Source organism: Ensifer sp. ENS02 (genome assembly GCF_014851885.1).
Lineage (GTDB): Bacteria > Pseudomonadota > Alphaproteobacteria > Rhizobiales > Rhizobiaceae > Ensifer > Ensifer adhaerens.
On the sequence record NZ_JACVAO010000009.1, the window covers coordinates 102,363 to 122,664 of the forward strand.

Sequence of the window (20,302 nt, forward strand, 5' to 3'; positions counted from 1 at the left end):
TCTTGTCTTGCGACTCAATAATCAAATGCTGCCCCTCAGCCTGCTGCCCGGCATAACTCCAGGCTGCAATGACGAATTTTACGCAATTGTGACGGCTTCTCAAGCGGTTGAAATCATGCGCAACATGATAACGCGCAGACCATGCCGGATATTCGTTCGCCGACACCATGACGGAGAAACCATTGCGGCGGCACGTCGCAGCCGTTGGCCTCCGTTCGCGTTGACCATCCGCAACTTAGCCGCTAGCTTGCGGCTTCCAGTAAGGGGAGCGTCGTCCAATGCGCCAGTAATGCCCGGTGAAAACCGAATCGCCTCAACTTCGCTTGCGAAGAAGATGGACGATGGCATTGCTGCGATCCGCATCGACGGACGAACGCTAGGGCATTTCTGCCTGCGATCTCCATTCGCCTTCGTGAGCGGTCACATCAGGACAAGTTCCAGGGACCGAACATGCAAGACATTTCCTCCTCCAATCTCGATATCATCGATCACAATCGCCAGGCGTGGGACAGGCAGGCAAGCCAGGACTGCGAATGGTCCCGCCCGGTCACACGCGAGATGATCGCCGACGCCCGCAAAGGGCAGTGGCAGGCGCGGCTGACGCCCGGCGATCTGCCTGAGGGCTGGTTGCCCGACGTCAAGGGCAAGAAGATCCTCTGCCTGGCGTCCGCCGGCGGGCAGCAGGCGCCGATCCTGGCCGCCGCCGGTGCGGACGTTACGGTCTTCGACCTCTCCGAGGGACAGCTCGAACAGGATCGGCGCGTCGCCGAACGCGAAGGGCTGTCGCTTTTGACCGTGCAGGGCGACATGCGGGACCTCGCGACCTTTGCGGACGAAACCTTCGACATCGTCTTTCATCCGATCTCGAACCTCTATGTTCCCGACCTCCAGCCGGTCTGGCGGGAGTGCCACCGGGTGCTGAGGACCGGCGGTCGGCTGCTTTCGAGCTTCTACAATCCGATCGTTTTCGTCGGCGACCGCGATCCGGCCCATGCGGAAAAGGGCCTTATCCGCCCGGCTTACCGGCTCCCCTTTGCCGAGGTGGAGCATCTCGCGCCCGATGTCGTGCAGGCCAAGGTCGATCGGGGCGAGGCCCTGGTCTTCGGACACAGCCTTTCTGCGCAGATCGAGGGGCAGCTGAAGGTCGGTTTCCTGTTGGCCGGCTTTCACGAGGATTGGCAGCCGTCGGCTCGTTTCCTGATCGACAGGTTCGTGCCGACCTTCATCGCCACCTTTGCCACCAAGAGCGATCTTCATCCCTGATGCGGCAGGCCCGGCGCTCTGTTCGGGCCCGCAAGCTCGCACGCAACGAGGGCAGTCGCAGCGGCCGGAAGGCGCTGCGGTTGCCGATCCCGGCTTCCGCACCGCCTTTTTACCTCGCGTTACTGTTACGTACTCGCCAACGCATCGGTTTCGTACTTTCCTGTCGTCAGCGAAACTGGAAAGGGGTCAATCCATATGCGCTTCATCGCTTTGTTGTTCGTGCCTTTGGCGGTTGCCGTGCTGGGGCTTTCGGGTTGTGCCTCGACGTCCTCGACCAATACATCCTACACGCAGCCCCAGACGTTCGCCCCCGGTCTCGGTGCGGGGAACACGGCGAACGCCACGACGGCGCCGGGCTACTACTGACCTTCCGGCGGTTCGTCTCCCGCTGACAGGCATAATCCGCGGCGGGCGCAGCCGGCCGCGGACGGCTCACTTTTGCGGCGACGGCCCGAAGCCGGATCGCCGATCCGGCCCCTGGCGGTGACCCGGCTTGCATTCGCCGGCCAAAAGTTGCAAACAGCGGCGAACCATCAGGGAACACGCCATGAGCCTCTCCAAGCGCACCACCCGCCCGCTCGATCACCTCGTGCTGCCGGTGGATACGCTTACCCAGGCGCGGCGTCGGTTTTCCAATCTCGGCTTCACCGTCGCCGACGATGCCCGCCATCCGTTCGGCACCGAAAATGCCTGCGTCTTCTTTGCCGACGGCACCTATCTCGAACCGCTAGCCATAGCGTCCCGCGAGGAGTGCGAGGCGGCGGCACTCGACGGCAACGCCTTTGTGGCGCGTGATCAGGCGTTTCGTTTCCGCCAGGGACCGGAAGGCCTCTCGGCGCTGGTCTTCGGCACCGAGGATGCGGCGAGCGACCACATCCGTTTTCGGGCGCGGGGCATCTCCGGCGGCGATATGCTGGAGTTTTCCCGGCCGATGAAGCTGCCCGATGGCCGCGAAGGACTGGGCTCGTTCCGTCTTGCCTTTGCCGCGGACCTGCGCGCGCCGGATCTCTTTCTTTTCAACTGTCAGCGCGTTCGCGCACTCCCCACCGATCGGGCGGCGCTGGAGCGACACGACAACGGCGTGATCGGCATAAGCGAAGTGGTGCTGTCGGAAGCCAATCCGACTGATTTCCAGTATCTGCTGCAGGAAGCGGTCGATGAGCGCGAGGTTTCGGCGCATTCCTTCGGCATGGACGTCGCGACCACCAACGCCAAGATCTCGGTGCTGAACGCCGCCGGCATGGAAGCCTTCTTCGGTCGCTCGGTGCGCGGTGCCGAACGGGGCCTTCGCGGACGGGCGGTCGTCTTCCGTGTTGCCGATCTCGAGGCAACGCGGGCGCTCTTTGCCGAGAACGATATCGAATTTGCAGAAATGGGCGGGCGCCTCATTGTCCCCGAAATGCCGGGGCAAGGGGTGATCTTCGCGTTTGGAGCTTGATGATGAAAACCAATGCCAGAGTCGTTGTCGGTGAGGGCGCCCGTCAGGTCGCCTTCGCACAGACCGAGAAGTTGTCGCTGATCGCAGGCCCCTGCCAGATGGAGAGCCGTGAACACGCCTTCATGATGGCGGGTGCGCTCTCAGAACTCTGCAACAAGCTCGGCCTCGGCCTCGTCTACAAGTCCTCCTTCGACAAGGCCAACCGCACCTCGCTTTCGGGCAAGCGTGGCATCGGTCTCGACAAGGCGATGGAAATCTTCGCCGACCTGAAAAAGGAATTCGGCTTTCCGGTTCTGAGCGACGTGCACACCGAAGAGCAATGTGCTCTGGTCGCGCCGACGGTCGATATCCTGCAGATCCCGGCCTTCCTGTCGCGCCAGACCGATCTTCTGGTCGCAGCCGCCAAGACCGGCCGCGCGATCAACGTCAAGAAGGGCCAGTTCCTGGCGCCCTGGGACATGAAGAACGTGTTGGCGAAGTTCACCGAGAGCGGCAACCCCAATGTCATGCTCTGCGAGCGTGGCGCTTCCTTCGGCTACAACACGCTGGTCTCCGACATGCGCTCGCTGCCGATCATGGCTTCGCTCGGCGCGCCGGTCGTCTTTGATGCGACCCATTCGGTTCAGCAGCCGGGCGGGCAGGGCGGCTCTTCGGGCGGTCAACGAGAATTCGTCGAGACCCTGGCGCGTGCGGCCGTTGCGGTTGGCGTCGCAGGTGTGTTCGTCGAGACGCACGAAGACCCGGACAACGCACCCTCGGACGGCCCGAACATGGTGCATCTGAAGGACATGCCGCGGCTGCTCGAAAAGCTGCTGGCTTTCGACGCGATCGCCAAGGGCTGAGACCCGCGCGACGCTTCGTGAAATTTTCATGAACCGCAATGGCGCGGTTGTTTTTGCATATTGCGCGCCATTGTAATTTCGAGGCCTTGGCGTATGACAGGCCCCGACCACCCACCGTCCTCAACAGGGAAGAGATCATGACTGCAATCATCGACATCATCGGCCGAGAAATTCTGGACAGCCGCGGCAACCCGACCGTCGAGGTCGACGTGTACCTGGAAGACGGAAGCTTCGGCCGCGCGGCAGTCCCGTCGGGCGCCTCGACCGGTGCCCATGAGGCTGTTGAGCTGCGCGATGGTGGTACGCGTTACCTCGGCAAGGGCGTCGAACGTGCCGTCGAAGCCGTCAACGGCGAGATCTTCGAAGCGATCGGCGGTCTCGATGCCGAGAACCAGATCCAGATCGACAAGACCATGATCGAGCTCGACGGCACGGCGAACAAGTCGCGCCTCGGCGCCAACGCCATTCTCGGCGTTTCGCTTGCCGTTTCCAAGGCTGCCGCGGAAGCTGCCGGCCTGCCGCTCTACCGTTACGTCGGTGGCCCGAACGCCCACGTGCTCCCGGTTCCGATGATGAACATCATCAACGGTGGCGCGCACGCCGACAACCCGATCGACTTCCAGGAGTTCATGATCGTTCCGGTTGGCGCTGACACGATGCGTGATGCGGTTCGCATGGGCTCGGAAGTGTTCCACACGCTGAAGAAGCAGCTTGCAGCCGACGGCCACAACACCAATGTCGGCGACGAAGGCGGCTTCGCGCCGGGTCTCGCGTCCGCTCCGGCAGCGCTCGACTTCATCATGAAGTCGATCGAGAAGGCTGGCTACAAGCCGGGCGAAGACATGTTCATCGCGCTCGATTGCGCCGCAACCGAATTCTTCAAGGACGGCAAGTACGTGCTCGAAGGCGAAGGCCGCACGCTGGAGCCGGGTGCCATGGCTGAATACCTGGCGGAACTCGCCGCCAAGTACCCGATCTTCTCGATCGAAGACGGCATGGCCGAAGACGACTGGGACGGCTGGAAGGCTGTGACCGACCTCATCGGCAACGAGTGCCAGCTCGTCGGCGACGACCTGTTCGTCACCAACTCGGCCCGCCTGCGCGACGGCATCAAGATGGGCGTTGCCAACTCGATCCTCGTCAAGGTCAACCAGATCGGCTCGCTGTCGGAAACGCTCGACGCCGTCGAGACCGCCCACAAGGCGCGCTACACCGCCGTCATGTCGCACCGTTCGGGCGAAACCGAAGATGCGACGATCGCCGATCTCGCGGTTGCCACCAACTGCGGCCAGATCAAGACCGGCTCGCTCGCCCGTTCGGACCGGCTCGCAAAGTACAACCAGCTGATCCGCATCGAAGAGCAGCTTGGCCTGCAGGCCAAGTACGCCGGCCGTTCGATCCTGCGTGGCTGATCGCCGCCTGATTTTTGTCTGAAAACTGAGCCCGCCCACACGGCCCCGTGTGGGCGGGTTTCTATTTTCCTGCCGTTCATGGTCAACGGTCGGTTAATCAATCGACGCTAATCTGATTGCCGTACTGCGTATCAGGGCGGGAATGCATGTGGACACGGCATCATAAGAAACGGAAACTGGGTCGGCTGGTGATGCCGCTGATCGCGGTCGCCTTTCTCTCCTACTTCGGCTATCATTCCATTCACGGCGGCTATGGCCTGAAGGCGACCGAGCAATTCGATCGTCAGATCGTCGAGCGGCAGGCGCGGCTGGATAAGCTCACGAAGCAGCGAATGATCCTCGAAAAGGAGGTTCAGCTGATGAGTGATGGGTCGCTGGAACGGGACATGCTGGATGAAAAGGCTCGCCTCGCGCTGAACATGTCGCGAAGTGACGAGATCGTTATTTTCCACCGTACCGCAAATTAACCCGAATTCAGTTAATTGGAATTTGTGAAGTAAAATCAATCATTTGTACGGAATGCGAGCCATGCAAATATGGCATTGCTGTGTCTGCTTTCTTTCCCTATGGTAACCGCAAAAGGCTAACCATTGGGAGGAACGAATGGCTCCGCGAAAATCCGCGTCCGTTTCCAGCCGCAAGAGTGCCGCAAAGCCGGCGAAGAAAGACTTCAACGGCGGCACGTTCGCCGACTTCTCCAAACAGGAAGATCTGAGTGCCTACCGCGAGATGCTGCTGATCCGGCGTTTCGAGGAAAAGGCCGGCCAGCTCTATGGCATGGGCTTCATCGGCGGCTTCTGTCACCTCTACATCGGCCAGGAAGCCGTTGTCGTCGGCATGCAGATGGCGCTGAAGGAAGGCGACCAGGTCATCACCGCCTACCGTGATCATGGCCACATGCTGGCCTGCGGCATGAGCGCCCGCGGCGTCATGGCCGAACTCACCGGTCGTCGCAGCGGTCTTTCCAAGGGGAAGGGCGGCTCGATGCACATGTTCTCCAAGGAAAAGCACTTCTATGGCGGCCACGGCATCGTCGGCGCCCAGGTGTCGCTCGGCACCGGTCTTGCTTTTGCCAACCGCTATCGCGGCAACGACAATGTGTCCGTTGCCTATTTCGGTGACGGAGCTGCCAACCAGGGCCAGGTCTACGAAAGCTTCAACATGGCGCAGCTCTGGAAGCTGCCGGTGATCTACGTGATCGAGAACAACCGCTACGCCATGGGTACTTCCGTTTCGCGGGCTTCGGCACAGACCGACTTCTCGCAGCGTGGCGTCTCCTTCAACATTCCGGGCTTCCAGGTCGACGGCATGGACGTGCGCGCGGTCAAGGCCGCCGGCGACGAGGCTGTTGAGCATTGCCGCTCGGGCAAGGGTCCGATCATCCTTGAGATGCAGACCTATCGCTACCGCGGTCACTCGATGTCCGACCCGGCGAAGTACCGCTCGAAGGACGAAGTGCAGAAGATGCGCTCGGAGCATGACCCGATCGAGCAGGTGAAGGCGCGTCTGACCGAAAAGGGTTGGGCGAACGAGGATGAGCTGAAGCAGATCGACAAGGAAGTCCGTGACATCGTTGCCGACAGCGCCGATTTTGCCCAGGCCGATCCGGAGCCGGATGCATCCGAGCTCTACACCGACATCCTGCTTTGATCCGGGGAGGGACAAACATGCCAGTAGAAATTCTTATGCCCGCCCTTTCCCCGACAATGGAGGAAGGCACGCTCTCGAAATGGCTGAAGAACGAGGGGGACAAGGTGTCCTCCGGCGACGTCATTGCCGAAATCGAGACCGATAAGGCAACGATGGAAGTCGAAGCCGTCGATGAAGGCACGATCGGCAAGCTCTTGATTGCCGCCGGCACCGAAGGCGTCAAGGTCAACACCCCGATCGCCGTGCTGCTGCAAGACGGCGAAGGCGCTGGCGACATCGCCGCTCCGAAGGCCGAAGCGCCGAAGGCAGCCGCTGCCGAAGCGCCGGCCGCTTCCGCGCCGGCTCCGGTTGCAGCCCAGCCGAAGGTCGAAGTCGCTGCTGATCCGGCGATCCCTGCCGGCACCGAAATGGTGACGATGACCGTTCGCGAAGCACTTCGCGACGCCATGGCCGAAGAAATGCGCGCCAGCGACGACGTCTTCGTCATGGGTGAAGAGGTCGCCGAATATCAGGGCGCCTACAAGATTACCCAGGGCCTGCTGCAGGAGTTCGGCGCCCGCCGTGTCATCGATACCCCGATCACTGAGCACGGCTTTGCCGGCGTCGGCGTCGGCGCTGCCATGACCGGCCTTCGTCCGATCGTCGAGTTCATGACCTTCAACTTCGCCATGCAGGCGATCGACCAGATCATCAACTCCGCTGCCAAGACACTCTATATGTCCGGCGGCCAGATGGGCGCGCCGATCGTCTTCCGTGGCCCGAGCGGTGCGGCTGCCCGCGTGGCGGCGCAGCACTCGCAGTGCTACGCCGCCTGGTACAGCCATATCCCGGGCCTCAAGGTCGTCATGCCCTACACGGCTGCCGACGCCAAGGGCCTGCTCAAGGCTGCGATCCGCGACCCGAACCCGGTCATCTTCCTCGAAAACGAAATCCTTTACGGTCACTCCTTCGAAGTGCCGAAGCTTGACGATTTCGTGCTGCCGATCGGCAAGGCCCGTATCCACAAGGTCGGCAAGGACGCAACGATCGTTTCCTTCGGTATCGGCATGACCTACGCCGTCAAGGCGGTTGCCGAACTCGAAGCCCAAGGCATCGATGTCGAACTGATCGACCTGCGCACCATCCGTCCGATGGACCTGCCGACGGTCATCGAATCCGTCAAGAAGACCGGCCGTCTGGTCACCGTCGAAGAAGGCTATCCGCAGTCTTCCGTCGGCACCGAGATCGCAACCCGCGTCATGCAGCAGGCCTTCGACTACCTTGACGCTCCGATCCTGACGATCGCCGGCAAGGATGTGCCGATGCCTTACGCCGCGAACCTCGAGAAGCTCGCGCTTCCGAACGTCGCAGAGGTTGTCGATGCGGTGAAAGCCGTTTGCTACAAATAAGGGGAGGGCCCTTCGATGCCTATCAACATCACAATGCCTGCCCTCTCCCCGACGATGGAAGAAGGCAATCTGGCCAAGTGGCTCGTCAAGGAAGGCGACAAGGTCAAGTCCGGTGACGTGATTGCCGAGATCGAGACCGACAAGGCGACGATGGAAGTCGAAGCCGTCGACGAAGGCACCGTTGCCAAGATCGTCGTTCCCGCCGGCACCGATGGCGTCAAGGTCAATGCGCTGATCGCCGTTCTCGCCGCCGATGGCGAGGATGTCGCCGCCGCCGCCAAGGGCGGCAACGGCGCGGCAGCACCGGCACCCGCCGCCAAGGCCGAAGCGCCTGCACCGGCAGCGCCGAGCGCTCCGGCTGCGGCTCCTGCCGCTGCACCGGCTGCAGCCCAGCCGGCCAAGGCCGAGGGCGGCGCCCGCATCTTCTCCTCGCCGCTCGCACGCCGTCTGGCAAAGGACGCGGGCATTGACCTGTCGGCAGTTGCCGGCACCGGTCCTCATGGCCGCGTCGTCAAGAAGGACGTCGAAGCCGCCGTCTCCGGTGGCGCTGCCAAGCCTGCCGCCGCGCCGGCTGCTGGCGCTGCTGCTCCTGCAGCCGCTCCGCTTGCCAAGGGCATGTCGGAAGACGCCGTTCTCAAGCTGTTCGAGCCGGGTTCCTACGAACTCGTGCCGCATGACGGCATGCGCAAGACGATCGCCAAGCGTCTCGTCGAATCCAAGCAGACGATCCCGCACTTCTACGTGTCGGTGGACTGCGAACTCGACACGCTGCTGGCACTGCGTGCGCAGCTCAACGCAGCGGCTCCCGAGCAGGGTGGCAAGCCGGTCTACAAGCTCTCCGTCAACGACATGGTCATCAAGGCTCTGGCGCTGGCACTGCGCGATGTTCCGAACGCGAACGTCTCGTGGACCGAGAGCAACATGGTCAAGCACAAGCACGCCGATGTCGGCGTTGCCGTGTCGATCCCGGGCGGCCTGATCACCCCGATCATCCGCCAGGCGGAACTGAAGAGCCTGTCTGCCATCTCCAACGAGATGAAGGACCTCGGCCAGCGTGCCAAGGACCGCAAGCTGAAGCCCGAAGAATACCAGGGCGGCACGACTGCCGTCTCCAACATGGGCATGATGGGCGTCAAGAACTTCGCCGCCGTCGTCAACCCGCCGCATGCCACGATCCTCGCGGTCGGTGCCGGCGAGGAGCGCGTCGTCGTCAAGAACAAGCAGATGGTCATCGCCAACGTCATGACCGTCACGCTTTCGACCGACCATCGCTGCGTCGATGGCGCGCTCGGTGCCGAACTGCTCGGTGCCTTCAAGCGCTACATCGAAAACCCGATGGGCATGCTGGTCTGAGTTGGATGAGGACCGGCCTTCGGGCCGGTCCGTTCCTTTTCACGCAGTCGAAGGCGGGCCCGGACGATGAAAACAGTTCTCTGCTATGGCGACAGTCTGACCTGGGGCTACGATGCCACCGATGGCGGTCGACATGCGCTTGCCGATCGCTGGCCGAGTGTCTTGCAGAAGGCGCTGGGGCCGGACGTCCAGGTCATTGCCGAGGGGCTGAACGGCCGCACGACCGCCTACGACGATCACCTCGCCGATTGCGACCGTAACGGTGCGAAGGTGCTGCCGACGCTGCTGCACAGCCACGCGCCGCTCGATCTCATCATTCTTCTTCTCGGTGCAAATGACATGAAGCCGGTGATCCACGGAACCGCCTTCGGCGCCGTCAAGGGCGTCGAGCGGCTGGTCAATCTGGTGCGCCGTCACGATTGGCCGGTTGAGAGTGAGGACGGCCCGGAGATCCTGATCGTGTCGCCGCCGGTGCTTTGCGAAACGGCCGACGCCGGCTTTGCCGCAATGTTCGCAGGCGGCATCGAGCAGTCTTCGATGCTGGCGCCCCTTTACCGCGATCTCGCCGACGAACTCGATTGCGGCTTCTTCGATGCCGGATCAGTGGCGGTGACGACGCCGCTCGATGGCGTGCATCTCGATGCGGAAAACACGCGTGCGATTGGCCGGGGTCTGGAACCGGTCGTGCGGATGATGCTCGGGGTCTGAGAATGGTCGGGGGCGTCACCATACGTCCGGCCGAAAGACGTGAGGCGGCGGAACTCGCCATCCTCGTCGATATCGCCGCGCATGGCTTTGCCTCCTGGCTCTGGTACGGCGCCGTCCAGAATGGGGTGACGGATACGGCTTTCGAGCGCGGGCGCATCAAGCTGCGCGAAGAGCCGGGTCCGGGGAACTGGCGTGATGCGCTGGTTGCCGAGGTCGATAACGAGGTTGCCGGACTGTCGCTCGGCTATGGGGTCGGGCCGGAAGCGGCTGAGATTGTTGCCGGGCACCCGGTTCTCGAGCCCCTGCTGGCGCTGCAGCGCCAGATCGTCGGCCACTGGTTCATAGAGAGCCTGGGCGTCTATCGCCATCAGCGCGGCCGGGGGATCGGCAAGGCGCTTCTGGCAAAGGAATTCGAACGCGCCGGATCGGCGCCGGTGAGCCTGATCACCGAGAGCCACAACGGCAGGGCTCAGGCACTATACAGGGCAAACGGTTTCGGCGAGGCAGCGCGCGCCGAGGCGGTTCCGCTCTTTGAGGAAAGCAAGAAACACGACTGGGTGCTCTTCACCCGCAAGGTCGCTTGAGACAAAGGCAGGAAACACATGGCTGAGAATTACGACGTCATCGTCATCGGTTCGGGTCCGGGGGGCTATATCGCCGCCATTCGTGCGGCACAGTTGGGTCTCAAGACCGCGGTCGTCGAGCGCGAGCACCTGGCCGGCATCTGCTCCAACTGGGGCTGCATCCCGACCAAGGCGCTGCTGCGCTCCGCCGAAGTTCTGCACTACGCCCAGCACCCGGGCAGCTATGGCATCAAGATCGAAGGCACGGTGACGCCGGACCTGAAGGCGATCGTTGCACGCTCGCGCGGCATTGCCGGGCGCATGAATGGCGGCGTCGGCTTCCTGATGAAGAAGAACAAGGTCGATGTGATCTGGGGTGAAGCCAAGCTCACGAAGCCCGGCGAAATCGTCGTCGGCAAGTCGACGAAGCCGGTCGTCCAGCCGCAGGCGCCGCTGCCGAAGAACACCAAGGGCGAGGGCACCTACACCGCCAAGCATATCATCATCGCGACCGGCGCCCGCCCACGCGCGCTGCCGGGTATCGAGCCCGATGGCAAGCTGATCTGGACCTACTTCGAGGCGATGAAGCCTGAGGAAATGCCGAAGTCGCTGCTGGTCATGGGCTCGGGCGCGATCGGCATCGAATTCGCCTCCTTCTACCGCACCATGGGTGTGGACGTGACGGTCGTCGAAGTGATGCCGAACGTGATGCCGGTCGAAGATGCCGAGATTTCGAACATCGCCAAGAAGCAGTTCGAAAAGCAAGGCATGAAGATCCATCTCCAGGCCAAGGTGACGAAGGTCGAGAAGGCTGCCAACTCGATCACCGCCCATGTCGAGATGAAGGACGGCAAGGTCGAGAAGATCACCGCTGACCGCATGATCTCGGCCGTCGGCGTTCAGGGCAACATCGAGAACCTCGGCCTCGAAACGCTCGGGGTCAAGACCGACCGCGGCTGCATCGTCATCGACGGCTACGGCAAGACCAACGTTCCCGGCGTCTACGCGATCGGCGACGTCGCCGGACCGCCGATGCTCGCCCACAAGGCCGAGCATGAGGCCGTCATCTGCGTCGAAAAGATCGCTGGCCTGCCGAACGTCCACCCGATGGACAAGCTGAAGATCCCGGGCTGCACCTATTGCCACCCGCAGGTCGCCTCCGTCGGCCTTACGGAAGCCAAGGCCAAGGAACTCGGACGCGACATCCGCGTCGGCCGTTTCCCCTTCGTTGCCAACGGCAAGGCGATCGCGCTCGGCGAGGACCAGGGCATGGTCAAGACGATCTTCGACAAGAAGACCGGCGAACTCTTGGGCGCCCACATGGTCGGTGCGGAAGTCACCGAACTGATCCAGGGCTTCGTCGTCGCGATGAACCTCGAGACGACCGAAGAAGATCTGATGCACACGATCTTCCCGCATCCGACGATCTCCGAGACGATGAAGGAAAGCGTGCTCGACGCCTACGGCCGCGCGCTCAACGCCTGATGGTTTCGGCGCCGGCGCTTTTGGTGTAGCTTTGGCATTGATAATGGGCGCATTTTCAATGCACGGAGACCAAAATGAGCGTGAACGGCGTCGGTATTTTGGCTGCGATCATCGTCGGCGGTTTGGCTGGGTGGCTCGCGGAGAAGTTCATGGGCAGCAGCATGGGGCCGATCATGAACATAGTGCTCGGCATCATCGGTGCGGTGGTGCTGAATTTCGTCCTGGCGGCCTTCGGCATGGCCTATGCCGGCTGGGTCGCCTACCTGATCATCGGCTTCATCGGCGCATGCCTGTTGATCGCCGCTGGTCGGGTCGTAAAACGATAGTCTGCCGGGCCTTCTGTGCTTCCGTCGGGCTTCGAAAATAGACGGCCTGACATTTCTGGTCGGGCCGTCTATATAGAGCGAAAATGGGTCGTCCGGCCTGATGCCGGACCCGCCGCGACGAGGAAGACAGTATGGTAACGGTGTTCGATGCCGTCTCTGACCGGGCGCAACGCGTCCGCCACCCGGAAAAGGCCCACAAGCCCGACACGGAAGTGATGCGCAAGCCGGAGTGGATCCGCGTCAAGGCGCCGATGTCCAAGGGCTACCAGGAGACGCGCGAGTTGGTGCGTTCGCACAAGCTCGTGACCGTGTGCGAGGAAGCCGGTTGCCCGAACATCGGCGAATGCTGGGACAAGAAGCACGCCACCTTCATGATCATGGGCGAGATCTGTACCCGCGCCTGCGCCTTCTGCAATGTCGCGACCGGGAAGCCGAATGCGCTCGACATGGAAGAGCCGGCCAACATCGCCAAGGCCGTCAAGCAGATGGGCCTCAGCCACGTCGTCATCACTTCGGTCGACCGTGACGATCTGGAAGATGGCGGCGCCGAACACTTCGAGAAGGTCATCTGGGCGATCCGCGAGGCCTCGCCGACGACCACGATCGAAATCCTGACGCCGGACTTCCTGAAGAAGCCGGGTGCGCTGGAACGCGTCGTTGCCGCCAAGCCTGACGTCTTCAACCACAACATGGAAACGGTTCCCGGCAACTATCTGACGGTCCGCCCGGGTGCGCGCTATTTCCACTCCGTCCGCCTGTTGCAGCGCGTGAAGGAACTGGACCCGACCATGTTCACCAAGTCCGGCATCATGGTCGGCCTCGGCGAAGAGCGCAACGAAGTGCTGCAGTTGATGGACGACCTGAGGACCGCCGATGTCGACTTCCTGACGATCGGCCAATACCTGCAGCCGACGCGCAAGCACCACAAGGTCGAAGCGTTCGTCACGCCCGAGGAGTTCAAGTCCTACGAGACCGTCGCCTACACCAAGGGCTTCCTGATGGTGTCGTCGAGCCCGCTGACGCGCTCGTCGCACCACGCCGGCGACGACTTTGCGCGGCTGCGTGCAGCCCGTGAAAAGAAGCTGGCGGCCATGGCAGGCTGACGGCTCGGCCGCTCAAAAAAGACCGAAACTCCGGCCCCGCGCCGGAGTTTCGCATTGGGTTTCCTTGTTCCCGAGTTCCGCGGGAGTTTCCATGGACTTGCCGTCAAAACCGGCAATCGTCAACTACGTCGACGATGCCGTTGCCGCCGACCATATTCGCAGTGCCAGGCGTATCCTCGTTGTCGGGTGCTCCGGCGGCGGCAAGTCGACGCTTTCACAGAAGCTCGCTCGTCAGTTCCAGTTGACCTACATCTCGATCGATCGCGATATCCGGTGGTTGCCGGGTTGGGCAGAGCGAGACCGGGCGGAGCAGCGCCAGCGCATTGTCGAGAGGATCGCCGCCGATCGCTGGGTCATGGATGGCACCGGTCCGTCCACATTCGATATCCGGGTGCCGAGAAGCGACATCGTGATCTGGGTGCGCATGTCGCGGCTTGTCTGCATATGGGGCGTCGTCACCCGCTGGCTGAAACATTTCGGCCGCACCCGCCCGGAGATGGCGTCGGGCTGCATCGAAAAGGTCGATTGGGATTTCCTTCAGTTCATCTGGACGTTTGAGCAGAAGTTTACGCCGCACATCGTCGCAGGTCTGGCGAAGCACGGCCCTGACGTGCCGGTTCTGCAGTTGAAATCGCGGCGCCAGATGCGCAGGCTCCTTGATCTTCTCGGTTCTCCCGCTTAACTCCCCTTTATGCCGCATTTCGAAACCAACCACGTCGTCAAGCACACCGCAGACCAGATGTTCGACCTCGTTGCCGACGTCGAACAGTATCCGCAGTTTCTGCCGCTCTGTGAGGCGCTGACGGTGCGCTCGCGCAAGGAGCGCGATGGCAAAGTGCTGCTGCTTGCCGATATGACCGTCGGTTACAAGGCGATTCGCGAGACCTTCACGACGCAGGTGCTGCTGAACAAGGCAGAGCGGACGATCGACGTCAAATACATCGACGGGCCGTTCAAATATCTCGACAACCGCTGGCGCTTCGAGCCTTCGGGCGAGGGGCAGTCGATCGTGCACTTCGACATCGACTACGAGTTCAAGAGCCGCATCCTCGGGGCCTTGATGGGCTCGATGTTCGACCGCGCCTTCCGCATGTTCTCCGACGCCTTCGAAAAGCGCGCCGACAGCATCTATTCGGCCTGAGCGATCTGCGTGAGCAGATCGAGTGCGGTGCGGATGGTCGCAAGCCTTATGTTGCTGCGGCCGATATCGCCGTAGCGCATCTCGCGATGCAGCAGCGCGCCGTTTCGCCCTGCCGCAGCGAGATGCACAAGGCCGACAGGCTTTTCAGCCGAACCACCGCTCGGCCCGGCGATGCCGGTGACGGCAACGGCGAAGTCAGCCGCCGAATGCGCGATTGCGCCCTGTGCCATCTCGATCGCCGTCTGCCGCGAGACGGCACCATGGGCGACGAGCGTCGCCGTCTCGACGCCGAGCATTGCGACCTTTGCCTCATTGGAATAGGTGACGAAGCCGCGGTCGAGGACTGCGGACGAGCCGGAGATCTCGGTCAGCGCGCCGGAGATCAGGCCGCCGGTGCAGGATTCGGCCGTTGCCACCTTGAGGCCATGTGCCGTGAACTGCGCGATGATCTCACCGGCTTTGACTTCGATGTCGGCGGACCACATCACGAAAGGTTCCCATAGACGACCGTCGCCGTGGCGATCGCGGCGATGCCTTCGTCGCGGCCGACGAAACCAAGGCGTTCGTTGGTCGTTGCCTTGACCGAGCACCGGTCGAGTGAAATCCCCAGCATGTCCGAGAGACTTTCGCGCATCGTCAGGCGGTGCGGCCCGACCTTCGGCGCTTCGGCGATCAGCGAAACGTCTGCATTGGTGATGATGCCGCCGCGCTCGCGCACGATTTTGGCCGCGTGCTCCAGGAAAATGCGAGACGGCGCGCCCTTCCATTGCGGATCGGACGGCGGGAAATGATCGCCGATGTCGCCGGCGCCACAGGTGGCGAGCAGCGCGTCGGTGAGCGCATGCAGCGCCACGTCGGCATCGGAATGGCCGGAAAGTTTCTTGGTGTGCGCAATGAAGACGCCACAGAGCGTGACGCCGTCGCCCTCGACGAGCTGGTGCACGTCGTAGCCGTTGCCGGTGCGCACATCGGGCAGGGCAATCCGATTGAGTTTCTCGTCGGCCATGGCGATATCCCTTTTCAGCGTAAGCTTGACGTTGTCGACGGCGCCTTCGACGAGCACGACCTTGAGGCCGGCCCATTCAGCGATCGACGCGTCGTCGGTAAAATCCGTGCGGCCGCTTCTCGCCGCCTCCCGGTGCGCGGCAAGAATGGCCTGGAGATCGAATGTCTGTGGCGTCTGTGCGCCGTAGAGGCCGTCGCGCGGCACGGTTTCCGTGACCATGCCATCCTTGCCGGCACGCTTCAGCGTGTCTGCGACGGCGACCGCCGGCAGTACGGCCCTGACGTCCTCACTCAATGCCGCAGCGCACCGCGACAGCAGCGCGTGATCGGCAAAGGGGCGCACCGCATCGTGGATCATCACGCGGCGCGCGCCGATGTCGGCCAGGGCTTCGAGGCCGGCGAGCACCGATATCTGCCGGGTCGCGCCGCCGTGGACGATGATCACATCCTCGGCCACCGAGCGTTTGCGTGCGGCGTTAAACAGCGCCTCGTCGTCCGGATGGATGACGACGACGATCGGACCGGCGCCCGGCCATGTCGCGAAAGTGTCAAGCGTATGGGCGATAACGGGGCGGTCGCCGATGGTTCGGTACTGCTTCGGGCCCTCGGCGGATTGCCCGGCGCGTTCGCCGCGTCCTGCCGCAACGATAACCACGCCGCACTTGAGCTGTTCTTGAGGCTGCATTTTCTGTATGAGGTCCCGCATTCGCCGATCTTCGCCGTGATGTACCGCGAAGGGTCGTGCTTTGCCAGCTGAGCTTAGAATTTTGCGCGCCGCGCCGAAATCGCTTGGCAAGTCCGAGAACAATGTCTAAAAATAGTGCAGGAACAACATGTGCCTGAAAGATATGCATTTGCCAATTCCGGCTCTTTCGTCTCCGCTTCGCATCGGATCCATCGAAATCCGCAACCGTGTTGCGCTCGCGCCGATGTCCGGCGTCACCGATCTCCCATTCCGGCGGCTTGCCTGGCGCTTCGGTGCGGGTTTCGTCGTGACCGAAATGGTGGCTAGCCGTGAACTGGTCGGCAATGCCCAGGAATCCTGGGCGCGGCTGAAGAACTCCGGGATCGAGCCGCACATCGTCCAGCTTGCGGGCCGTGAGGCCCATTGGATGGCGGAGGCCGCGAAGATCGCTGCCGACAATGGCGCCGACATCATCGACATCAATATGGGCTGCCCGGCAAAGAAGGTGACGGGCGGTTACTCCGGGTCGGCCCTGATGCGCGACCCCGATCACGCTTTGTCGTTGGTCGAGGCGACCGTCAACGCCGTCGATGTGCCCGTTACGCTGAAGATGCGGCTCGGCTGGGATGAAAACTCGATCAATGCGCCGCTGATTGCCAAGCGCGCCGAAGAGGCGGGCGTGAAGGCAATTACCGTGCACGGCCGCACGCGCATGCAGTTCTACAACGGTAAGGCGGATTGGGATGCGATCCGATTGGTCCGCGAGGTCGTCACCGTGCCGCTGGTCGCCAATGGCGACGTGGAGACGGTCGCCGATGCAGAAGAGATTCTCCGCCGATCGGGCGCGGACGCCGTCATGGCCGGCCGGTCCTCGCAGGGGCGCCCGTGGCACGTCGGGCTTCTCGCCGGGGCGGTCACGCATCCGTCAGCGGCGGAGGTCGCCGATATCTTTGCGGAGCACTACGAGATGATGCTCGAATTCTATGGCGTTGAGGTCGGCCTCCGGCATGCCCGCAAGCATGTCGCCTGGTATCTCGATCGCGCCGCCCCTGACCTTGCGGGTCCAGAAAAGGCAGCAATCCTGACATCGACCGATGCCCGTTTCGTCCGTGACAGGGCCCGTGCGGCGATGCTCGACGCCACCTCGAGTAAGCCGGAAGGCGAGGCGGTAGCAGAAGGAATTGCCGCATGACCGAGAAACCGAGCATGCCCGATGCCGTCGCCAACGGTCTGTCGATGGCGGTTCTGAACGCCATCCAGAACCCGGTGATCATGGTGGACGCCAAGGGTCTCGTCGCCTTTGCCAACTGGGAGGCCGAATCGTTTTTCGGCGCCAGCGCCAACCACCTGGCGCGCCATGACATCAGCGCCTTCATTCCCTTTGGTAGTCCGCTGCTGACGCTGATCGAGCAGGTCCGCGAGCGCAAGGCGCCGGTCAACGAGTATCGCGTCGACCTGAGTTCGCCGCGCCTTGGGGCCGACAAGCTGGTCGATCTCTATGTCGCCCCTGTACTGTCCGAGCCGGGTGCGGTCGTCGTCGTCTTCCAGGAGCGTTCGATGGCCGACAAGATCGACCGGCAGCTGACGCATCGCGGTGCTGCCCGTTCGGTGACCGGTCTCGCCTCGATGCTGGCGCATGAAATCAAGAACCCGCTCTCGGGCATCCGAGGTGCTGCGCAACTGCTGGAGACCTCCGCCAACGACGAGGACCGCGCGCTGACGCGGCTGATCTGCGACGAGACCGACCGCATCGTTTCGCTGGTCGATCGCATGGAGGTGTTTTCCGACGAGCGCCCCGTCGATCGCGTGCCGCTGAACATCCATTCGGTGCTCGACCACGTGAAGGCGATCGCCAAGGCCGGCTTCGCCCGCCACATCAAGTTCGCGGAGCACTACGATCCGTCGCTGCCGCCCGTCTATGCCAACCGCGATCAGCTGGTTCAGGTGTTCCTGAACCTGATCAAGAATGCGGCCGAAGCGATCGGCGAACGCCACGACGGCGAAATCCTGCTGACGACCGCCTACCGGCCGGGCATTCGCCTGTCGGTTGCCGGGACGCGCGAGAAGATCTCGCTGCCGCTGGAATTCTGCGTGCACGACAATGGCCCAGGCGTCCCTCAGGACCTGCTGCCGCTCTTGTTTGACCCCTTCATCACCACCAAGACCAATGGTTCAGGCCTGGGTCTCGCTCTGGTTGCCAAGATCATCGGCGGCCATGGCGGGATCGTCGAATGCGACAGCCAGCAGAACCGCACCACCTTCCGCGTGCTGATGCCTGCCTCCAAGGGCCAGGCCGCGGATGACGACGACATGCCGATGACAAAAGGAAACCTTGCATGACCGGTGCCACGATCCTCGTCGCGGATGACGACGCCGCCATTCGCACCGTGCTGAACCAGGCGCTGAGCCGCGCCGGCTACGATGTCCGCATCACCTCCAACGCGGCGACGCTGTGGCGCTGGATTGCGGCGGGCGATGGCGATCTGGTCGTGACCGACGTGGTGATGCCGGACGAAAACGCCTTCGATCTTCTCCCGCGCATCAAGAAGGCGCGCCCCGACCTGCCGGTGCTGGTCATGAGCGCCCAGAACACATTCATGACGGCGATCAAGGCCTCGGAGAAGGGCGCCTACGACTATCTGCCGAAGCCTTTCGACCTGACCGAGTTGATCGGCATCATCGGCCGGGCGCTGTCGGAGCCGAAGCGCCGGCCGGCAAAGCTCGACGACGACACCCAGGACGGCATGCCGCTGGTCGGCCGCTCGGCTGCGATGCAGGAAATCTACCGGGTGCTGGCGCGCCTGATGCAGACCGACCTGACCCTGATGATCACCGGCGAGTCCGGCACCGGCAAGGAGCTTGTTGCCCGCGCGCTGCACGACTATGGCAAGCGCCGCAACGGTCCGTTTGTCGCGATCAACATGGCGGCGATCCCGCGCGACCTGATCGAATCGGAACTGTTCGGCCACGAGAAGGGCGCGTTTACCGGCGCGCAGATGCGCTCGACCGGGCGTTTCGAGCAGGCCGAAGGCGGAACGCTCTTCCTCGACGAAATCGGCGACATGCCGATGGACGCGCAGACGCGTCTTCTACGGGTCTTGCAGCAGGGGGAATATACGACCGTCGGCGGACGCACGCCGATCCGCTCCGACGTGCGTATTGTCGCGGCAACCAACAAGGACCTGAAGCAGTCGATCAATCAGGGCCTGTTCCGCGAAGACCTCTACTATCGTCTGAACGTCGTGCCGCTGCGGTTGCCGCCGCTGCGCGACCGTGCCGAGGACATTCCGGACCTCGTGCGCCACTTCGTCCAGCAAGCGGAAAAGGAAGGCTTGGACGTCAAGCGCTTCGACCATGAGGCGCTGGAGCTGATGAAGGCGCACCCCTGGCCAGGCAACGTTCGCGAGCTGGAGAACCTGGTGCGGCGCCTGACGGCACTTTATCCACAGGATGTCATCAGCCGCGAGATCATCGAAAACGAGCTTCGCTCCGAGATCCCGGATAGCCCAATCGAGAAGGCGGCGGCGCGTCCGGGCTCGCTGACGATTTCGCAGGCGGTCGAAGAAAATATGCGCCAGTATTTCGCAAGCTTTGGCGAGGCCTTGCCTCCGGCCGGCCTTTACGACCGGGTACTTGCGGAAATGGAGTATCCGCTGATCCTCGCAGCGCTCACCGCCACCCGCGGCAACCAGATCAAGGCGGCCGATCTGCTCGGACTCAACCGCAACACGCTGCGCAAGAAGATCCGTGAGCTCGGTGTTTCGGTCTATCGCAGCTCACGCAGCGCTTGACTTGGCCGCACCCACCGTTGCATTTTCGCCACAATGCGTTGCTTGAACGGATAACGGCCGCCGAATCGCGCGTCGTTGCCGTCCTGTTCAATCGATTTGACCCAATCGATTGACGGGGGTGCCGCGCGGCAGCCCATCTGGGTGGTGAG

21 protein-coding genes are annotated in these 20,302 nt (G+C 62.8%); 19 read left to right on the forward strand and 2 right to left on the reverse strand.

What is annotated here, in order from left to right; genetic code table 11:
- The first annotated feature begins 450 nt into the window (after positions 1-450).
- The 16 genes from IB262_RS20100 (at position 451) to IB262_RS20175 (ending at position 14,672) form a co-directional block, all read left to right on the forward strand.
- Positions 451-1,263: a class I SAM-dependent methyltransferase gene (locus IB262_RS20100; protein ID WP_112976216.1), complete on the forward strand. Its 813-nt coding sequence runs from the start codon at positions 451-453 to the stop codon at positions 1,261-1,263.
- Positions 1,264-1,458: 195 nt separating this feature from the next.
- Positions 1,459-1,629 carry a hypothetical protein gene (locus tag IB262_RS20105; RefSeq protein ID WP_156134117.1) on the forward strand — a complete coding sequence of 57 codons (171 nt, stop codon included), beginning with the start codon at positions 1,459-1,461 and terminating at the stop codon, positions 1,627-1,629.
- 181 nt (positions 1,630-1,810) lie between these two features.
- Positions 1,811-2,701: a VOC family protein gene (locus IB262_RS20110; RefSeq protein ID WP_162728799.1), complete on the forward strand. Its 891-nt coding sequence runs from the start codon at positions 1,811-1,813 to the stop codon at positions 2,699-2,701.
- Positions 2,701-3,543, forward strand: coding sequence for a 3-deoxy-8-phosphooctulonate synthase (gene kdsA, locus IB262_RS20115; RefSeq protein WP_192357245.1), 843 nt, complete (start codon positions 2,701-2,703; stop codon positions 3,541-3,543). Before IB262_RS20110 ends, kdsA begins: the two co-directional genes overlap by 1 nt.
- Positions 3,544-3,680: 137 nt before the next feature.
- Entirely contained in the window at positions 3,681-4,955 is a 1,275-nt protein-coding gene (eno, locus tag IB262_RS20120) for a phosphopyruvate hydratase (RefSeq protein WP_112976461.1), read from the forward strand.
- 146 nt (positions 4,956-5,101) lie between these two features.
- Complete coding sequence (locus tag IB262_RS20125; protein WP_112976413.1) at positions 5,102-5,422, forward strand: septum formation initiator family protein; 321 nt, start codon at positions 5,102-5,104, stop codon at positions 5,420-5,422.
- 136 nt (positions 5,423-5,558) lie between these two features.
- A complete protein-coding gene (gene pdhA, locus IB262_RS20130) occupies positions 5,559-6,605 on the forward strand; it encodes a pyruvate dehydrogenase (acetyl-transferring) E1 component subunit alpha (RefSeq protein WP_034795824.1) in 1,047 nt (348 codons plus the stop codon).
- Between the two features lie 17 nt (positions 6,606-6,622).
- Positions 6,623-7,993: a pyruvate dehydrogenase complex E1 component subunit beta gene (locus IB262_RS20135; protein WP_060516909.1), complete on the forward strand. Its 1,371-nt coding sequence runs from the start codon at positions 6,623-6,625 to the stop codon at positions 7,991-7,993.
- Between the two features lie 15 nt (positions 7,994-8,008).
- Positions 8,009-9,346, forward strand: a complete 1,338-nt coding sequence (locus tag IB262_RS20140; RefSeq protein WP_112976414.1) for a pyruvate dehydrogenase complex dihydrolipoamide acetyltransferase — start codon at positions 8,009-8,011, stop codon at positions 9,344-9,346.
- Between the two features lie 66 nt (positions 9,347-9,412).
- Entirely contained in the window at positions 9,413-10,054 is a 642-nt protein-coding gene (locus IB262_RS20145; protein ID WP_034795815.1) for an SGNH/GDSL hydrolase family protein, read from the forward strand.
- Between the two features lie 2 nt (positions 10,055-10,056).
- Entirely contained in the window at positions 10,057-10,638 is a 582-nt protein-coding gene (locus IB262_RS20150; protein ID WP_112976415.1) for an N-acetyltransferase, read from the forward strand.
- A gap of 18 nt (positions 10,639-10,656) precedes the next feature.
- Positions 10,657-12,102 carry a dihydrolipoyl dehydrogenase gene (gene lpdA, locus IB262_RS20155; RefSeq protein WP_112976416.1) on the forward strand — a complete coding sequence of 482 codons (1,446 nt, stop codon included), beginning with the start codon at positions 10,657-10,659 and terminating at the stop codon, positions 12,100-12,102.
- Positions 12,103-12,176: 74 nt separating this feature from the next.
- Positions 12,177-12,428, forward strand: a complete 252-nt coding sequence (locus IB262_RS20160; protein WP_112976417.1) for a GlsB/YeaQ/YmgE family stress response membrane protein — start codon at positions 12,177-12,179, stop codon at positions 12,426-12,428.
- Between the two features lie 131 nt (positions 12,429-12,559).
- Positions 12,560-13,531: a lipoyl synthase gene (gene lipA / locus IB262_RS20165; protein WP_112976418.1), complete on the forward strand. Its 972-nt coding sequence runs from the start codon at positions 12,560-12,562 to the stop codon at positions 13,529-13,531.
- A 91-nt stretch (positions 13,532-13,622) separates the two neighbouring features.
- On the forward strand, positions 13,623-14,213 hold the full coding sequence (locus IB262_RS20170; protein WP_112976419.1) for an AAA family ATPase: 591 nt from the start codon (positions 13,623-13,625) through the stop codon (positions 14,211-14,213).
- A gap of 9 nt (positions 14,214-14,222) precedes the next feature.
- Positions 14,223-14,672: a type II toxin-antitoxin system RatA family toxin gene (locus tag IB262_RS20175; protein WP_060516918.1), complete on the forward strand. Its 450-nt coding sequence runs from the start codon at positions 14,223-14,225 to the stop codon at positions 14,670-14,672.
- On the opposite strand, the gene IB262_RS20180 is transcribed toward IB262_RS20175, so the two are convergent.
- The gene (locus IB262_RS20180; protein ID WP_112976420.1) at positions 14,660-15,157 is read right to left on the reverse strand and encodes a CinA family protein; all 498 of its coding nucleotides are present in this window, start codon (positions 15,155-15,157) and stop codon (positions 14,660-14,662) included. The two genes, IB262_RS20175 and IB262_RS20180, sit on opposite strands and share 13 nt — an antisense overlap.
- Positions 15,157-16,362 carry a bifunctional 2-C-methyl-D-erythritol 4-phosphate cytidylyltransferase/2-C-methyl-D-erythritol 2,4-cyclodiphosphate synthase gene (locus IB262_RS20185; RefSeq protein ID WP_348646596.1) on the reverse strand — a complete coding sequence of 402 codons (1,206 nt, stop codon included), beginning with the start codon at positions 16,360-16,362 and terminating at the stop codon, positions 15,157-15,159. Before IB262_RS20185 ends, IB262_RS20180 begins: the two co-directional genes overlap by 1 nt.
- Positions 16,363-16,510: 148 nt before the next feature.
- Between IB262_RS20185 and dusB the strand changes: the two genes are divergently transcribed.
- The 3 genes from dusB to ntrC are packed head-to-tail and all read left to right on the forward strand — an operon-like array spanning position 16,511 to position 20,153.
- Positions 16,511-17,554 (forward strand): tRNA dihydrouridine synthase DusB, encoded by a 1,044-nt coding sequence (dusB, locus tag IB262_RS20190; RefSeq protein WP_034795782.1) that lies wholly within the window; start codon positions 16,511-16,513, stop codon positions 17,552-17,554.
- Positions 17,551-18,702, forward strand: coding sequence for a nitrogen regulation protein NR(II) (locus tag IB262_RS20195; protein WP_034795779.1), 1,152 nt, complete (start codon positions 17,551-17,553; stop codon positions 18,700-18,702). The genes dusB and IB262_RS20195 overlap by 4 nt, the downstream gene beginning before the upstream one ends.
- Positions 18,699-20,153: a nitrogen regulation protein NR(I) gene (ntrC, locus tag IB262_RS20200; protein WP_034795776.1), complete on the forward strand. Its 1,455-nt coding sequence runs from the start codon at positions 18,699-18,701 to the stop codon at positions 20,151-20,153. The genes IB262_RS20195 and ntrC overlap by 4 nt, the downstream gene beginning before the upstream one ends.
- The last annotated feature ends 149 nt before the right edge of the window (positions 20,154-20,302 follow it).

Excerpts from the sequence above, each read along its gene's own strand:
- IB262_RS20100 (WP_112976216.1), top strand. The coding sequence starts at position 451 with ATGCAAGACATTTCCTCCTCCAATCTCGATATCATCGATCACAATCGC.
- IB262_RS20105 (WP_156134117.1), top strand. The coding sequence starts at position 1,459 with ATGCGCTTCATCGCTTTGTTGTTCGTGCCTTTGGCGGTTGCCGTGCTG.
- IB262_RS20110 (WP_162728799.1), top strand. The coding sequence starts at position 1,811 with ATGAGCCTCTCCAAGCGCACCACCCGCCCGCTCGATCACCTCGTGCTG.
- kdsA (WP_192357245.1), top strand. The coding sequence starts at position 2,701 with ATGATGAAAACCAATGCCAGAGTCGTTGTCGGTGAGGGCGCCCGTCAG.
- eno (WP_112976461.1), top strand. The coding sequence starts at position 3,681 with ATGACTGCAATCATCGACATCATCGGCCGAGAAATTCTGGACAGCCGC.
- IB262_RS20125 (WP_112976413.1), top strand. The coding sequence starts at position 5,102 with ATGTGGACACGGCATCATAAGAAACGGAAACTGGGTCGGCTGGTGATG.
- pdhA (WP_034795824.1), top strand. The coding sequence starts at position 5,559 with ATGGCTCCGCGAAAATCCGCGTCCGTTTCCAGCCGCAAGAGTGCCGCA.
- IB262_RS20135 (WP_060516909.1), top strand. The coding sequence starts at position 6,623 with ATGCCAGTAGAAATTCTTATGCCCGCCCTTTCCCCGACAATGGAGGAA.
- IB262_RS20140 (WP_112976414.1), top strand. The coding sequence starts at position 8,009 with ATGCCTATCAACATCACAATGCCTGCCCTCTCCCCGACGATGGAAGAA.
- IB262_RS20145 (WP_034795815.1), top strand. The coding sequence starts at position 9,413 with ATGAAAACAGTTCTCTGCTATGGCGACAGTCTGACCTGGGGCTACGAT.
- IB262_RS20150 (WP_112976415.1), top strand. The coding sequence starts at position 10,057 with ATGGTCGGGGGCGTCACCATACGTCCGGCCGAAAGACGTGAGGCGGCG.
- lpdA (WP_112976416.1), top strand. The coding sequence starts at position 10,657 with ATGGCTGAGAATTACGACGTCATCGTCATCGGTTCGGGTCCGGGGGGC.
- IB262_RS20160 (WP_112976417.1), top strand. The coding sequence starts at position 12,177 with ATGAGCGTGAACGGCGTCGGTATTTTGGCTGCGATCATCGTCGGCGGT.
- lipA (WP_112976418.1), top strand. The coding sequence starts at position 12,560 with ATGGTAACGGTGTTCGATGCCGTCTCTGACCGGGCGCAACGCGTCCGC.
- IB262_RS20170 (WP_112976419.1), top strand. The coding sequence starts at position 13,623 with ATGGACTTGCCGTCAAAACCGGCAATCGTCAACTACGTCGACGATGCC.
- IB262_RS20175 (WP_060516918.1), top strand. The coding sequence starts at position 14,223 with ATGCCGCATTTCGAAACCAACCACGTCGTCAAGCACACCGCAGACCAG.
- IB262_RS20180 (WP_112976420.1), bottom strand. The coding sequence starts at position 15,157 with ATGTGGTCCGCCGACATCGAAGTCAAAGCCGGTGAGATCATCGCGCAG.
- IB262_RS20185 (WP_348646596.1), bottom strand. The coding sequence starts at position 16,362 with ATGCAGCCTCAAGAACAGCTCAAGTGCGGCGTGGTTATCGTTGCGGCA.
- dusB (WP_034795782.1), top strand. The coding sequence starts at position 16,511 with ATGTGCCTGAAAGATATGCATTTGCCAATTCCGGCTCTTTCGTCTCCG.
- IB262_RS20195 (WP_034795779.1), top strand. The coding sequence starts at position 17,551 with ATGACCGAGAAACCGAGCATGCCCGATGCCGTCGCCAACGGTCTGTCG.
- ntrC (WP_034795776.1), top strand. The coding sequence starts at position 18,699 with ATGACCGGTGCCACGATCCTCGTCGCGGATGACGACGCCGCCATTCGC.